Source organism: Streptomyces sp. NPDC060198 (assembly GCF_042728415.1).
Classification (GTDB): Bacteria; Actinomycetota; Actinomycetes; order Streptomycetales; family Streptomycetaceae; genus Streptomyces.
The window spans coordinates 23,382-38,907 of sequence record NZ_JBHWZJ010000002.1 but is presented as its reverse complement, the minus strand read 5'-3'; the positions used below and the strand labels follow the sequence as shown (position 1 = coordinate 38,907).

At 69.6% G+C, this 15,526-nt stretch carries 6 protein-coding genes; 5 read left to right on the top strand and 1 reads right to left on the bottom strand.

The genetic code is table 11. The features are described 5' to 3' along the window. Positions 1-68 precede the first annotated feature (68 nt). A complete protein-coding gene (locus ACFWEP_RS00550) occupies positions 69-617 on the top strand; it encodes a hypothetical protein (RefSeq protein ID WP_387363239.1) in 549 nt (182 codons plus the stop codon). Here the strand turns inward: ACFWEP_RS00550 and ACFWEP_RS00545 are convergent. Beyond that, a complete protein-coding gene (locus ACFWEP_RS00545; RefSeq protein ID WP_387363406.1) occupies positions 585-866 on the bottom strand; it encodes a hypothetical protein in 282 nt (93 codons plus the stop codon). The two genes, ACFWEP_RS00550 and ACFWEP_RS00545, sit on opposite strands and share 33 nt — an antisense overlap. A gap of 58 nt (positions 867-924) precedes the next feature. Between ACFWEP_RS00545 and ACFWEP_RS00540 the strand changes: the two genes are divergently transcribed. From ACFWEP_RS00540 to ACFWEP_RS00525, 4 genes are all read left to right on the top strand, one after another. Then, on the top strand, positions 925-1,698 hold the full coding sequence (locus tag ACFWEP_RS00540; RefSeq protein WP_387363236.1) for an ATP-binding protein: 774 nt from the start codon (positions 925-927) through the stop codon (positions 1,696-1,698). A gap of 308 nt (positions 1,699-2,006) precedes the next feature. After that, positions 2,007-8,387, top strand: a complete 6,381-nt coding sequence (locus ACFWEP_RS00535; protein WP_387363233.1) for a protein kinase — start codon at positions 2,007-2,009, stop codon at positions 8,385-8,387. A gap of 92 nt (positions 8,388-8,479) precedes the next feature. Next, positions 8,480-11,440 (top strand): DEAD/DEAH box helicase, encoded by a 2,961-nt coding sequence (locus ACFWEP_RS00530; protein ID WP_387363230.1) that lies wholly within the window; start codon positions 8,480-8,482, stop codon positions 11,438-11,440. After that, complete coding sequence (locus ACFWEP_RS00525; protein WP_387363227.1) at positions 11,440-15,510, top strand: Eco57I restriction-modification methylase domain-containing protein; 4,071 nt, start codon at positions 11,440-11,442, stop codon at positions 15,508-15,510. Before ACFWEP_RS00530 ends, ACFWEP_RS00525 begins: the two co-directional genes overlap by 1 nt. Positions 15,511-15,526 lie beyond the last annotated feature (16 nt).

The window sequence follows — 15,526 nt, the reverse complement described above, 5'->3', positions numbered from 1 at the left end:
CGACCAGGCGGGTGCCGTCGAGTTCGGCGCGCACGCCCGGTTATACCGGAGTGAGGGTGTGGTGCCGGGTGGTCGGCGAAGAACTCTCCATCACCGCCCGCACCAACTCTGGTGACCTGTCGGAAATCTGGCGCCACAAGCTTTCGACCCCGGGTGTTCCGCAGATCATCGACGCGCATTACCCCGACCACCCCGACGGCCGCGGCATCCACCAGCCGAGGCTGCAACCGCGCTCGGAAGCAGAAATCGCATTCATGGGCATCGGCCCGGGAGCCAGCCGGTGGCTCAAGGAGGCCGGGCCCGCCGGCGCGGTCCGTATCCGCGCCAAGATGGCCCGCGCGGTCGAGCTGGCCACCGTCCTGGGCAACGACAGAGTCGACCAGACTCTGGGGCTCGCGGCCACGGTTGGACGCTTCGCCGACGACGACCTGCTCTCGATCCTGGGGCACATCGCGGACAGCAAGCCTGCCGGAGAGGGGTCGTCCGCGCGGACGAAGCCCACTCCGTCCAGAACGGAACCATCGGCTGGCAGGCCCTGGGGCAGTAGGCGACAACTCCCAGAATGTTGGCGCACGACCCCGCGGTCAGTCGCCGACGAACCACAGATAACGGTGTGACCCCTGCTCGACTACCTGGCACAACTCGCGGGCCTGCCCGACCCATTCACCACCGCATGCGGCCGGGAGCCGGTCGAGTTCCACCCGCAGCAGCGACACCTGCCGATGGTTGAAGACCGCATCCCCGTAGGGGATCAGGCCCCAGAGCATCGGGAACAGCCCCGGGTTCAGATCGCCGAAAGCCGAAGTCCACTGCAGCCCGCCCTTGGCCCGGGCCAGGACATCACCACTGTCACCACGCACCTGCATATCGATCACTCGTCGAGCCTATCGACGCCGTCCCCGAACGACGAAGGAATTTGCATCCATGACCTTTCCCCAGGCCCCAGCCCTGCCCGAGGAGCTCGACAAGCTCATGCGCCGCATGCGCCTGCCCTATATGCGCACGGCGGCCCCGGATGTCCTGGCCACCGCCCGCGCCCAGCGCTGGGACCCCGCGGAGGTTCTGCGGCTGCTGATAGCCGCGGAGGTCACCGGCCGGGACGCGCCCACCCGGCGGCTTCGCCGCCACTCGGCGAACTTCCCCACCGGCAAAACCCTGGGCTCCTGGCGGGCCGAGGACTCCACCATCCCCGAACCCACCCAGAACTCTCTGATCACCCTGGAATGGATCGGACGCGCCGAGAACCTGGTGATCGCCGACCCCTCCGGGACGGGCAAGAGCCACTTCACCGAGGGGCTCGCCCAGGCCGCGATCGAGAAGGACCTGCGGGTCTCCTGGTTCACTCTGGAGACGCTGAGCGCCGCGATCGGCAAATCGAAGGTCGACGGGTCCACCGCCCGCACCGTCGCCCGGATCTGCCGGGCCGATTTGATCGTCATCGACGACATCGGCCTCCTGCCGGTCGGCGAGGACGCCGCCGAGGCGTTCTACCGGATCATCGATGCCGCCTACGAGCGTCGCTCCATCGCGGTGACCAGCAACATATACCCCTCGGGCTTCGACACGATCATGCCGAAAACCCTCGCGGGCGCGAGCACCGACCGCCTCATGCACCACGCTCACCTCGTGAGCACCTCCGGCGACTCGCACCGCCTCGCCGAGGCCCTCGCCGGGAAGGGAGTGGTCCCCTTGAACTGAACCCACCCCCGGGAACACCGCTGGCCACACGCCTGGCTTTCTGATGGCCACCAGCCTGGGCCCTCCAACGGCCACCCACCTGGGCAGCTCAATGGCCGTTGACAGCACGAAACGTAGCCATGACCACAGACCATCCGGCACACCGTCGCCGATCATGGGCCGAAACTACAAGCACTCCTCCATTCATCGCCGCACACAACAGGACGCGTTGACAAGGTCAACAGAGATTCACATACCCTACCTTCGCTTCTGGTGTACGCTCCCCGGGTAGATACCTTCCACCATGACGCGAGTGACGGGGAGCAGCAGTGGCACTGGAGCAGGTCGGTGGACGTTTCCGGATCACCGGTGACCTGGGCCGAGGGAACATGGGCGAGGTGCACCGGGCCGTGGACCTGGAAGCAGACCCCGCTTCGCCCCGGTACGAGGTGGCGCTCAAGACGGTGCTGCGCAACCGCACCGGCCTGCTGGTCGAGACTGCGGAGGGGAACAAGGAGACACAGCGCTTCCACCGCGAGGTGAAGATCATGCGGATGCTGTCCCAAGGTCACCCCAACCTCACCCATCTGATCGCAGGCGGAGTCGACGACGCACCGGGTGCCAGCGGTCTCCCCTATCTGGCAATGGAGTTGCTCGACGGCCACACTCTGGGCCTGCTCATGGATGAAGAGCCTCAGCTCCCGGTCTCCTGGGTCGCGGCGATCGGCTCGCAGATCGCATCCGGCCTCGCCGCCGCGCACACGGCTGGTGTCGTCCACCGCGATCTGAAGCCGGCCAACGCGATGCTGCTCCGCGACGGCACCGTGAAGATCCTCGACTTCGGCATGGGCTCGATCGTCGACGACCCCGACCAGACACGGCTGACCAGCACCGGAGTGAGCGTCGGCACCGCACGGTACATGGCGCCCGAGCAGTTCCGCGCGGAGCCGGTCTCCGCCGCGGCCGATCTGTACGCGCTCGGCTGCGTCCTCTACGAGATGTTGATCGGCCGCCCCCCGTTCTCCGCGCGGACCGCCTACGAGCTGTCCGTGCAGCACCAATACGACCCGCCGCCGCGACTGACCATCGTCCGGCCCGATCTGCCACAGGCTTTGGTGCGCCTCGTCTCCCGTCTCCTGGAGAAGGAGGCGGAGAACCGGCCGGAGAACGCCACCCTGGTCCGTGAGGCCCTGATCCCGCATGCCCTCGCTCCCGACCCGACGGTCGACTTGCTCGCCCCGGAGTGGACGGCGATGGACCCGGTGGCCCGGCTCCGCGCTGAGCTGCCGCAGCTCGCTGCCGTGAAGCCGGCCCCGGTACCGCGCCGTTCGCCCCGCCTGCCGGAGACCATGGACGTTTTCGGCATCCACAAGAATCTGATCAAGGAGTACGAGAGCTTCACACGGAGCGCCACCGTCATCCGTGACGCCCGGATCGAGAACTTCGTCGAGGACGACCTGGCTTCGAAATCGCAGTGGCCCGACCCCTGGCTCTCGCTGAATCCGTTCTTCGCCGACGGCGGCCAGGTCACCGATCTGGTCAGGGACGGGCTGCTGCATCCGCGCTGTGCCGAGATCTTCCAGGCCGGCAAGAAGGAGGACGCCCGCCGTCCGGACGGGCGGCCGCTCACCTTCCACCGCCATCAGCGCGAGGCGATCGAGGCGGCCCAGGAAGGCGACTCGTACGTGCTCACCACCGGCACGGGTTCCGGCAAGTCGCTCTCCTACATCGTGCCGATCGTGAACCAGGTATTGAAGGAGCGGGACGCGGCCGCTCCGGGGGCTCCGCGACGGGTACGGGCAATCGTCGTCTACCCGATGAACGCGCTGGCCAATTCCCAGCTCAAGGAGTTGGAGAAGTACCTGCGGCACGGCTTCGGGGAGGGCCACGAGCCGGTCACATTCGCCCGGTACACGGGCCAGGAGGACGAGGAGCGGCGCAAGGAGCTGCGCCGGAATCCGCCGGACATCCTGCTCACCAACTACGTGATGCTGGAGCTGATGCTTACCCGGCCGGACGACCGCGACGGGCTGATCCGGAACGCCGAAGGCCTGCAGTTCCTCGTCTTCGACGAGCTGCACACCTACCGGGGCCGGCAGGGCGCGGACGTCGCGCTGCTGATCCGCCGGGTCCGCGAGGCATGCCGTGCGGGGCAGCGGCTGCAGTGCATCGGCACCTCGGCGACCATGTCCACCGAGGGCACCTGGGAGGACCAGCGGCGGGAGGTCGCCAGGGTCGCGGGCCGGCTCTTCGGCACCACGGTGCTGCCCACCCGGGTGATCGGCGAGACGCTGGTCCGGGCCACCGATCAGCCCCCGGCGGCCGTTCCCCCCGAGCGGCTGCGGATGCCCGCGGCACCCCGCGCGTACGAGGCGCTCACCCGGGACCCCCTCGCCCGCTGGGTGGAGTCCCGGTTCGGCCTCGAGGAGGAGCCTGATACCGGGCGGCTGCGCCGCTGTGCGCCGCGCACCATCGAGTCGGCCGCCGAGGAACTGTCCACCGACTCCGGGGTCGCCGCCGACCGGGTCCGGGAGGCGATCCGCGCCACCCTGGAGGCCGGTTCCCAGGCCAAGCACCCGGTGACCGAGCGGCCCCTCTTCGCCTTCCGCCTGCACCAGTTCCTCTCCAAGGGCGACACCGTGTACACGACCCTGGAGAACCCGCTCACCCGCCCGCTGACCCGCACCTTCCAGCTGGAGCAGCCGCGCAGCGGCGGCATGCCGCTGTACCCATTGTCGTTCTGCCGAGAGTGCGGCCAGGAGTACCTCACGGTGTGGCGCACCGAGGGCCGTGACGGTGTCTTCCGTTACGAGCCCCGGCGTGGCACCTCGGCCTCCGGCGGCCGCGAGGGCGAGGGCTGCCTCTACGTCGGGGTGCCGGACGAGGACTACGTCTGGCCTGCCGATCCGCAGCGAGCCGTGGACGACCGGCGCATCCCGGAGTCCTGGCTGGAGCAGGACGCGAACGGCTTGACGGTGGTGAAGAAGTCCTACCGGGAGCGGGTGCCCAGGCGTGTCGTCGTCGACCCACTCGGCGTGGAAAGCACGGAGAGCGGCGAGGGACTTGAGGCGGCGTTCGTCCCGGCGCCGTTCCTGTTCTGTTTGCACTGCCAGGTGTCGTACGAACAGACCCGTGGTCGTGACTTCGCCAAGCTGGCGACTCTCGACCAGGAGGGCCGCTCCTCGGCCACCTCTCTGATCTCGGCCTCCATCCTCAAGTCGCTGCGCGCGGTGCCGGAGAAGAGCCTGGACAAGGAGGCCCGCAAGCTCCTCACCTTCGTCGACAATCGCCAGGACGCCTCGCTGCAGGCCGGCCACTTCAACGACTTCGCGCAGGTCACCCAGTTGCGCGGGGCGCTGTACGCGGCGGTCGTGCGCTCCGGTGAGGAGGGTGTGCGCCACGACGACTTGACGGCGGCGGTGACGGAGGTGATGGGCCTTGCACCGCGCGAGTACACCGGTGTCGCCGACCAGCCGCCGTCCATGGAGCGCCGGGCGACGAAGACCTTCCGGGACGTCGTCGGCTACCGCCTCTACCGCGACCTGGAGCGCGGCTGGAGGATCACCATGCCCAACCTGGAGCAGACGGGCCTGCTTCGCATCGACTACGAGGACCTGGAGTGGGTGGCCGCCCGCGCCGAGCGCTGGGAATCGGCGCACCCGGTGCTCCGCGAGATCGACGCGGAGCTGCGTGCCGAGATCGCCCGCACCCTCCTGGATTTCCTGCGCCGGGGCCTGGCCGTCGATGTGCAGTACTTCCGGGACGACTTCGACACTTTGAAGGGCGCCAGCGAGGAGCGGCTGACCGGCCCCTGGGTGCTGAGCGACAGCGACAAGCCGAACGTCGGCACGGCCTACCCGTACGGTTCGAAGCCCGGTATGGAGCGCACCGCCCTGTTCCTCTCGCCGCGCGGGAAGTTCGGCAAGTATCTGCGCCGGAATGTGCCCGCACTGCGCGAGGCCCCCCAGGACGACGTGCAGAGGGTGATCGAGACCCTGCTCACCGTGCTCCACAAAGCCGATCTGGTACGGGAGGTGGAGGCGGCCCCGGAGCGTTCGGGACCGGCGTTCCGCCGCCGTGCGACGGAGAAGCGCACCGGGTACCGAGTGTCGGCCGCCGCGATCGTGTGGCGGGCCGGCTCCGGGGAAACAGGCGCGATCGACCCGCTGACCCGCACCTACAGTCACGGCGAGGGGCCGCGTGTCAACCCCTTCTTCCGCGATCTGTACCGCGATGCCGCGGCCGAGCTGGCGGGTCTCTACGCCCGCGAGCACACCGCGCAGGTGCCGCCGGAGGACCGACTGCAGCGCGAGGAGCAATTCCGCACGGCCGAACTGCCACTGCTCTACTGCTCGCCGACCATGGAGCTCGGCGTCGATATCTCCTCGCTCAACGCGGTGATGATGCGTAACGTGCCGCCGACCCCGGCCAACTACGCCCAGCGTTCCGGCCGTGCGGGCCGTTCGGGACAGCCCGCCCTGGTGACCACCTACTGCGCGACGGGCAACAGCCACGACCAGTACTACTTCCGTCGCTCGGAGGCGATGGTCTCCGGCCAGGTCGCCCCACCCCGCCTCGATCTCGCCAACGAGGACCTGGTCCGCTCGCACGTACAGGGCATCTGGCTGGCGGAGACCGGCATGAAGCTCGGCACAGCCGTCCCGGACGTCGTCGATGTGGCCTACGACCCGAAGAGCGGGGACCGGCCCGATCCTCGGATGGTGCTGCCGCTGCACACGCACATCCGTGACCGGTCGCTCGACGAGGAGGCCCGGCGACGCGCGGTCGCGGCCGCGCACACCGTGCTCGCACCGCTGATCTCGGACTTCCAGGACACGACCTGGTGGTACGACGAGTGGATCGAAGACCGTATCGAGCGGGCTCCGGACAAGTTCGACGCGTCCTTCGACCGGTGGCGTGACCTGTTCCGGGCCGCCGTCCTTGACCAGTACGAGCAGAACAAGCGGGTGGTGGACCACACACTCAGCCAGGGCGAGCAGGGCCGTGCCCGCACCCGCCGCCGGGAGGCCGAGACGCAGACCAACCTGCTGCTCAACCGCTCCACCGACAGCAAGTCGGTGATGAGCGACTTCAACCCCTACCGCTATCTGGCCTCCGAGGGCTTCCTCCCCGGCTACAGCTTTCCGCGCCTGCCGCTGGCCGCGTACATCCCGCGTTCGGGCAACCGGCGCAACGCCGACGGCGACTATCTGCAGCGACCGCGGTTCCTGGCGATCCGCGAGTTCGGTCCGGGTGCACTGATCTACCACGAGGGCGCCCGCTACCAGGTCACCCGGATCCAGTTGCCGCCCGACGCCACCGGCGATCTGGCGACGGCCGAGGCACGCCGCTGCGATTCCTGCGGTTACCACCACCCGGTCCGTCCCGGCCTCGACCGCTGCGCGATGTGCAAGACGGAGCTGACCGGGAAGCGCACCGGCCTGATCCACCTCCACACCGTGTACACCACCCCCCGCGAGCGGATCTCCTCGGACGAGGAGGAGCGGCGCCGGGCCGGATTCCGCCTTGAGACCTCGTACGCCTTCCAGGACCACGGGGTCCGCAAGGGCCGCCTCACGTCACAGGTGACGGATGGTGAGGGCGCGGCTGTCCTGTCTCTGGATTACGGCGACTCGGCCACGGTCCGGATCACCAACCTGGGCAGGGTCCGCGACAAGGAGGACGTGCAGGACGGCTACTGGCTGGACCTGGGCGACGGTCGTTGGCTCAACGACCGGGCCGCGGCGGACGCCGTGGAGGGCACCGGGATGCCGGTGGTCGACGAGGACGGCAACGAGAAGCGCCGCAAGAGGCGTGTCCTGCCTTACGTGGAGGACCGGCGCAACATCCTGGTGGCGACGCTCGACGAGCCGCTGCCGGAGGAGATCGCGTTCTCCGTCCTGTACGCCCTGGAGCGGGGCATCGAGGCGGCCTTCGAGCTGGAGGACTCCGAGCTGACGGCCGAACTCCTGCCGCCGCCCGAGGGACCGCGCCGCCGACTGCTCTTCACCGAGGCGGCGGAGGGCGGAGCCGGTGTGCTGCGCCGGCTGCGGCAGGAGCGAGGGGCTCTGGCGAAGGCGGCCCGCGCCGCCCTGCAGATCTGCCACTTCGACCCGGACACCGGCGCGGACCTGGGCGGTCCCGAAGGCGGTGAGGAGTGCGCCCGCGGCTGCTACGCCTGTCTCCTGACGTACGGCAACCAGACCCACCACCGCCTGCTGAGCCGTCACGCGGCCCGCCCGCTGCTGCTGCGCCTCGCGAACTCGCAGACCGAACGCGAGGATCGGGGCGAATCCCGGAGCGAGCAGTTCCACCGGCTGGCGGCACCCGCCGCGACCGGGTCCGGCGGCCCCGCTCATAACGGCGGCGGCGATGGCCCCGCCGCGCCCACTCCACTGGAGGCCGACCTCCAAGCCTTGATCGCCTCGGGTGATCTCCTCGGATGGCTGAAGGTCAAGGGCTACCGGCTGCCGGACGAGGTCGACGTCCTGGTTCCGGAAGCCGCCGCCAAGCCGGATCTGGTGTTCCGTATGGACGGAGCCCATCTCGCGGTCTTCGTCGACCTTCCCGACCACGGCGCCGATTCCACCCGGGACCGCGAGGCCGGCTACCGCCTGGAGGAGGCCGGCTGGGACGTGCTGCGTTTCCGGGCCGGATCCGACTGGGACGCCGTCGCGGATGGCAACGCGACCTATTTCCACACCCGTTGACCGTTTCCATCTCTCCGTCGATCCTTACGCTCACCCCCCAGGTCCCCTCCCGACCACTCCACCCCGCAGCCCCCGAAGGAACCGAGAGACCCATGAGCCCGACGTATACGGCCGGTTCGCTGGTGAATGCCCGCGGCCGGGAATGGGTGGTGCTCCCCGAGAGCGCCTCCGGCATGCTGGTGCTGCGCCCGCTGGGCGGTGGCGAGGACGACGTCGCGGCGGTCTTTCCCGCCTTCGAGGAGGTGCGGCCCGCCCAGTTCACGGCGCCGAGCCCGTCCGACCTGGGTGACCAGCGGGCAGCCGGCCTGCTGCGGACCGCGCTGCGGATCGGTTTCCGTTCCGGGGCCGGGCCCTTCCGCGCGCTGGCGTCGATCGCCGTGGAGCCGCGCGCCTACCAGCTGGTGCCGCTGCTCATGGCGCTGCGGCAGCGCACCGTACGGTTGCTGATCTCGGACGACGTCGGCATCGGCAAGACCGTCGAGGCCGGCCTGATCGTCAAGGAGCTCCTCGCGCAGGGCGAGGCGAGCCGCCTCGCGGTGCTCTGCTCCCCCTCGCTCGCCGAGCAGTGGCAGGGGGAGCTGCGGGAAAAGTTCGGTATCGACGCCGAACTGGTCCTCGCCTCCACCGTGTCGCGTCTGGAACGCGGCCTGGAGCTGGGGCAGTCGCTCTTCGACCGGCACCCGTTCACGATCATCTCGACGGACTTCATCAAGTCGACCCGGCACCGCGAGGACTTCGTACGACACTGTCCGGACCTGGTGGTGGTGGACGAGGCGCACACGTGCGTCGCGGCCGACGACGCGCAGGGCCCGGCCTCCTCGTCCACCAACCAGCTCCGCTACGAACTACTGCGCCGCGTCGCCGCGGACGAGGACCGGCATCTGCTGCTGCTCACGGCCACCCCGCACTCCGGCAAGGAGTCCGCGTTCCGCAATCTGCTCGGTCTCGTCCGGCCGGAGCTGGCCACGGTCGATCTGGAGAGTCCGGCGGGCCGGGCCCGTCTCGCCGAGCACTTCGTCGCCCGTAAGCGCGCCGATGTGCGCGAGTATCTCACCAAGGAGGACGGTCTCACCGACGACTCCCTGGTCGAGCGGACCGCGTTCCCTTCCGACCGGTGGACCAAGGACGAGCCGTACAAGCTGGCCCCCGCCTACCGGGCTCTGCTCGACGACGCGATCGCCTACGCCGCGGACCGGGTGGAGACCGCTGGTCGCCAGGGAAAGCGGGAGGCCCGGATCGCCTGGTGGTCGGTGATCGCGCTGCTCCGGTCGATGGTGTCCTCGCCCGCTGCCGCGGCCCGCACCCTGGAGACCCGCTCGGAGTCCGCCGCCGCCCGGACCGCCGTCGAGGCGGACGCACTCGGCGCCCCGCTGACCCGTGATTCCTCGGACAGTGACCGGCTCGAGGGCATGGACGTCGCGCCGGGCGCGGCGGAGAGCGAGCAGGGCGATCCGCGCCTGCGTGAACTCGCCGCACGTGCTGCCGAGTTGTACGGTCCGGCGTCCGACGCCAAACTCAAGGCACTGACCGCGCATCTCAAGTCGTTGATCGCGGACGGCTACAGCCCGATCGTCTTCTGCCGCTACATCCCCACCGCCGAGTATCTGGCGACGAACCTGGAGAAGAAGCTGGGGGCGAAGACGCGGATCGCCGCCGTCACCGGCACGCTCTCCCCGCAGCAGCGCCTGGAGCGCATCGAGCAGCTGGCCGCCGAGGACGCCGACGACCCGGCCGTCCGCCGGGTCCTGATCGCCACCGACTGCCTCTCCGAGGGCGTCAACCTCCAGCACGCTTTCGACGCGGTGATCCACTACGACCTGGCGTGGAACCCGACCCGGCACGACCAGCGGGAGGGCCGCGTCGACCGGTACGGACAGAAGCGCGACCAGGTCCGTGTGATCACCATGTTCGGCGAGGACAACGGCATCGACGGCAAGGTCCTCGAAGTCCTCTTCGCCAAGCACCGCCAGATCAAGAAGGACCTCGGCATCTCGGTATCCGTCCCGGACGAGACGGCCTCGGGCGTTACCGACGCGGTGGTCGAATGGCTGCTCCTGCACGGCAGGCAGGGTACCCAGGAAGGGCTCTTCGACCTCGACGGCCACCAGGAGTCCCTGGACCGGATGGAACGGGAGTGGAACTCGGCCGCCGAACGCGAGCGGACCTCCCGCTCGAAGTACGCGCAGCGCGCCATCCACCCGGAGGAGGTGGCCCGCGAGGTCACCGCCGTACGGGCCGCGCTCGGCGGCTCCGAGGAGGTCCGCGCCTTCGTTCTGGAGGCGCTGCGCGACCTCGACGCCCAGGTCCGTGTCCCCCGCGACGGCTCCGGCGACTTCGCCGCGCAGGTCGGCGGTACGCCGGCCGGTGTGCGCGACGGTCTCGCGGCGGTCCTCGGCGGACGGATCGTGGAGGAGGACCGGGAGATCCCGTTCCGCACCTCCCCGGCGATCGGGCGCGGCGAGGCGGCCCTGGTCCGCACCGACCCGGCGGTGGGCGCCCTCGCCTCGTACGTCCTCGACTCGGCCCTCGACGCGAACACTCCGGGCCCGCGCCCGGCCCGCCGCTGCGGCGTCGTCACCACGGACGCGGTCACCATCCGCACCACCCTGCTCCTGGTCCGCTACCGCTTCCACCTGACGTTGCCGTCCCGCACCGGGGAGCGGCAGATCGTCGCCGAGGACGCCCGGCTGCTCGCCTTCGAGGGCCTGCCGTCCCGGGCCCGCTGGCTCGACGACGACGCGGCAGCGGCGCTCCTCGGGGCACGGGCCGCCACGAACACCCACGAGCAGCTGGCCCGCAACCAGATCACCCGCACCCTGGACGGGCTGCCCGAGCTGACCGGCCACATCACCGAGTACGGTGCCGCCCTCGCCGCCGACCTCGACGCTTCGCACCGCCGGGTACGGAAGGCTGACACCAGCGACCGCGCAGAGATCGTCCGCGGCCTGAAGGTCGTCCCGCAGGAGCCCGCCGACATCCTCGGTGTGTACGTGTATCTGCCGCAGCAGCCCGCCGCCGTATCCGCCCCTCTCGTGACCGGAGCCGAAGCCTGATGTCCGCCGCCACCCGCACCGCACCGGTCTTCACCGCCGTCACCACCATCGGCGGGCTGCTCCCCGGCGACATGCTCGTGCGCATCGCCGAGGCACGGAACCTGCCGGGCACCAAGTCCGCGGACTACGGGCTGCCGGGCTCGGTCGCCGTCCGCGACGAGGCGGAGCGCGCCTGGGAGTACCTCAAGCCGCTCTGGCGCGAGCTGCGTGCCGCGCTGCCCACCGATCCGAAGACCGGCGCGCCCGCCGCCGACCCGACCGGCCGGGCCTCCTCCGACTGGCTCTCCCAGCTCTTCCGCAAGCTGGACTTCGGGGCGCTGACGGAGATCGGCCCGGAGGGCATCCCCGCCGACGCCGACACGGAGACACGGTTCCGTGTCTCGCACCGGCACGGGCCCGCGCTGCTCCACCTGATCCCCTGGAACCAGGAACCGGACAAGCGGCCGGCGGCCGGGCAGGTGCCGCCGCAGTCCCTCGTCCAGGACTGCCTCAACCGGACCGAGGCCCATGTGTGGGCGGTCCTCACCAACGGTCGAACGCTGCGGCTGCTTCGCGACTCGTCGTCGTTCGCGACGGCCGCGTACGTCGAGTTCGACCTGGAGGCGATCTTCGGCGGTGAACTGTTCAGCGAGTTCGTGCTGCTGTACTGCGTGCTGCACGCGTCGCGTTTCGAGGTGGCGGAGGGGGCGGCGCCGTCCGGCTGTTGGCTGGAGAAGTGGCGGACCGAAGCCGTCACCTCCGGCGCCCGCGCCCTGGACCAGCTGCGGCTCGGCGTTCAGCAGGCGCTGACCGTGCTCGGAACGGGGTTCCTGCGGCATCCGGACAACGGTCAGTTGCGCGAGGACACCGACCCGAAGGCGCTGCAGGCGGCGCTCCTCCGGCTCGTCTACCGGCTCCTCTTCGTCTTCGTCGCCGAGGACCGGGACGCGCTCCTCGACCCGGCAGCGGACAAGGGGGCGCGGGCCGCGTACACCCGGTACTTCTCCTCGGACCGGCTGCGTCGGCGGGCCCGGCGGCGCCAGGGCACCGCGCACGGTGACCAGTACGAGGCGCTGCGCCTGGTCCTCGACTCGCTCGGCGCGGAAGGCGGCCGGCCCGAGCTGGGCCTGCCCGGTCTCGGCGGACTGTTCTCGCGCACGGAGGCGGACAAGCCGCTGGACGGGCTGAAGCTCTCCAACGAGTCGCTGCTCAAGGCCGTCGGGTACCTGGCTCAGGTCCATGACCCGGGGGCGCGGCGCTGGCGCGCCGTCGACTACCGGCACCTGGACGCGGAGGAGCTCGGCTCGGTGTACGAGTCGCTGCTCGAACTGGAGCCGAAGCACTCGGCGACGGACCGGTCGTTCGAGCTGGTCGAAGTGGCGGGCAACAGCCGGAAGACGACAGGCAGCTACTACACCCCCTCGTCGCTGATCGAGTGCCTCCTCGACACCACCCTCGATCCGGTCATAGACGACGCGGTCAAGCGCGGCGAGCAGCGCGCCTCGGCGGGCGGGCATCACGATCCGACGGACGACATCGTCGCGGAGCTGCTCGGCCTGACGGTGTGCGACCCGGCGTGCGGTTCCGGGCACTTCCTGGTCGCCTCGGCACGACGGATCGCGAAGCGGGTCGCGGCGGTGCGCGAGCGCAATCCGGAGCCGACCGTGGACGCGGTACGGCACGCGCTGCGGGAGGTCGTGGCGCGGTGCATCTACGGCGTCGACCTTAATCCCATGGCGGTGGAACTGGCGAAGGTGTCGCTGTGGCTGGAGGCGATGGAGCCGGGAAAGGCACTCGGGTTCCTGGACGCGCATGTCCGGTACGGCAACGCACTGCTCGGCACGACGCCGTCACTCCTCGCGGGCGGAGTACCCGACGAAGCGTTCGACGCGATCGAAGGCGACGACAAGAAGTACGCGGCCGCGCTCAAGAAGCGCAACAAGGCGCAACGCGGCGGCCAAGGCGACCTGTTCGCCGAGTCCGAGGTCACGGTCCCCAGCAACGCACGTCTCGCGGCTCAGCTCAGCCGCATCACCAACGCTCCGTCCGAGGACCTCGTCGAGGTCCACGCCCAGCAGGCGGCGTACGAGGATTACGTGACCTCCGCCGCGTACACGCGCGACCGTGAAACGGCAGACGCGTGGTGTGCCGCCTTCGTCTGGCCGAAGTGGCCGGGAGCGCCGGAGGCGCCGACGCACGACGTCGTTCGGGGCCTGCTCGCCGGCGACACGGCGGCGGTGAACGACGCGACGCTGACGGAGGTGCTCGCACTGAGCGAGCGGTACCGGTTCTTCCACTGGCACCTGGAGTTCCCGGAGGTGTTCGCCGTCCCGGAGTCGGGGGCGGGCGTCGATCCGGCGACGGGGTGGGCCGGCGGGTTCGACGCGGTGGTGGGGAATCCGCCGTGGGACAGCGTGAATCTTCCGGAGGTCGAGTTCTTCGCGGTGCGGGCGCCGGAGATCGCAGCCACGAACAATACGGCCGCGCGGAAGAAGAAGATCGAGGAGCTCAAGGACGATCCGGACACGGTGGATCTATACAACGAGCATGAGGCGGCAAAGCGCACAGTGCTGGGTGCGAGCCACTTCCTGCGCAACTCTCGCCGCTATCCCCTCGCAGGGCAGGGCAACCTGAACCTGTACGCACTGTTCGCTGAGGCCGACCGCATCCTGACCGGTGATCGAGGGCGCACCGGTGTCATCGTGCCGACGGGTATCGCGACGGACGCGCGGACGCAGTACTTCTTCAAGGACCTGGTGTCGGCGGGGTCACTGGCGGCGCTGTTCGACTTCGAGAACCGAAGCGGTCTCTTCCCGGCGGTGGACTCTCGCATGAAATTCTGCCTGCTGTCCCTCGCAGGCCGCTCCCTGCGTGAACCATCCGCCCGATTCGCCTTCTTCGTCCATGACCCGGCGGAGCTGGAGGCCCCCGACAAAGTCTTCACCCTCAGCCCCGAGGAAATCACCCTCCTCAACCCCAACACGGGCACCTGCCCCGTCTTCCGCTCCCGCCGCGACGCCGAGATCACCCTCGGCATCTACCGCCGGGTTCCGGTCCTCCTCAAGGAGTCGGACAGGACGAACGGAAACCCCTGGGGCGTGTCATTCATGCAGGGCCTGTTCAACATGTCCCACGACTCCCACCTCTTCCGGCCCTCGGCCGCCAATGGCGAGACGCTCGAGTCGATGCTCTCGGATGGCTGGCACCTGGACGGGAACGTGCTGGTGCGTGGGGAAGACCGACTCCTGCCGCTGTACGAAGGGCGCATGGGGCATCAGTTCAGTCACCGCTTCGCTGACTCGATCGGCAAGGAGGAAGTGTCCAACACCGAACTGGGCGACCCGGACTTCGTGGTACAGCCTCAGTATTGGGTCACTCCCGCGGATGCTAACGTCCGCCTGGGCCGCAGGCATTTCACGTGCACCTCTGCCCTACTGGGGCACCGCCGTGTGGCCCGGAGCACCGACGACCGCACCCAGATCGCAGCACTGATTCCCTGGGGCCCGGCTTCCTACGGATGGATCATCTCAGCTGGCCCCGATGCTGAATCGCTGACGCTCCTGTCAGCTGCGTACAACTCTTTCGCGTACGACTTTGCGCTGCGCAACAGCCTTACCCAACCAAGCATCCCCCAGGGAACGTCCCAGCAGATCCCCGTCCCCGCGCCGTCCAGAATTACCCCATTGGTCGCCTTCGTTGCTCCCCGTGTTCTCGAACTCACCTACACCGCCCACGATATGACCCACTTCGCCCGTGACCTTGGAGACACCGGCACCCCCTTCCGCTGGGATGATGCCCGCCGCACTCTCATCCGTGCCGAACTCGATGCCCTCTTCTTCCACCTCTACGACATCACTCGCGACGATGTGTCGTACATCCTCGACACCTTCCCCATCGTGAAGCGCAAGGACGAAGCGGCTTATGGCACCTACCGCACCAAGGACCTGATCCTTGCCGAGTACGACCGCATGGCCGCCGCCGGCCTCACCCTGGAGACCCCGCTCGACGAGAGCGGCTCCGGCGCCTACCGGTCCACGCTCACCCCGCCCCCGGGGCAGGGTCCGCGCCACCCGGCCCGCCAGGGCGACTGACGTCCGGACAACGCGA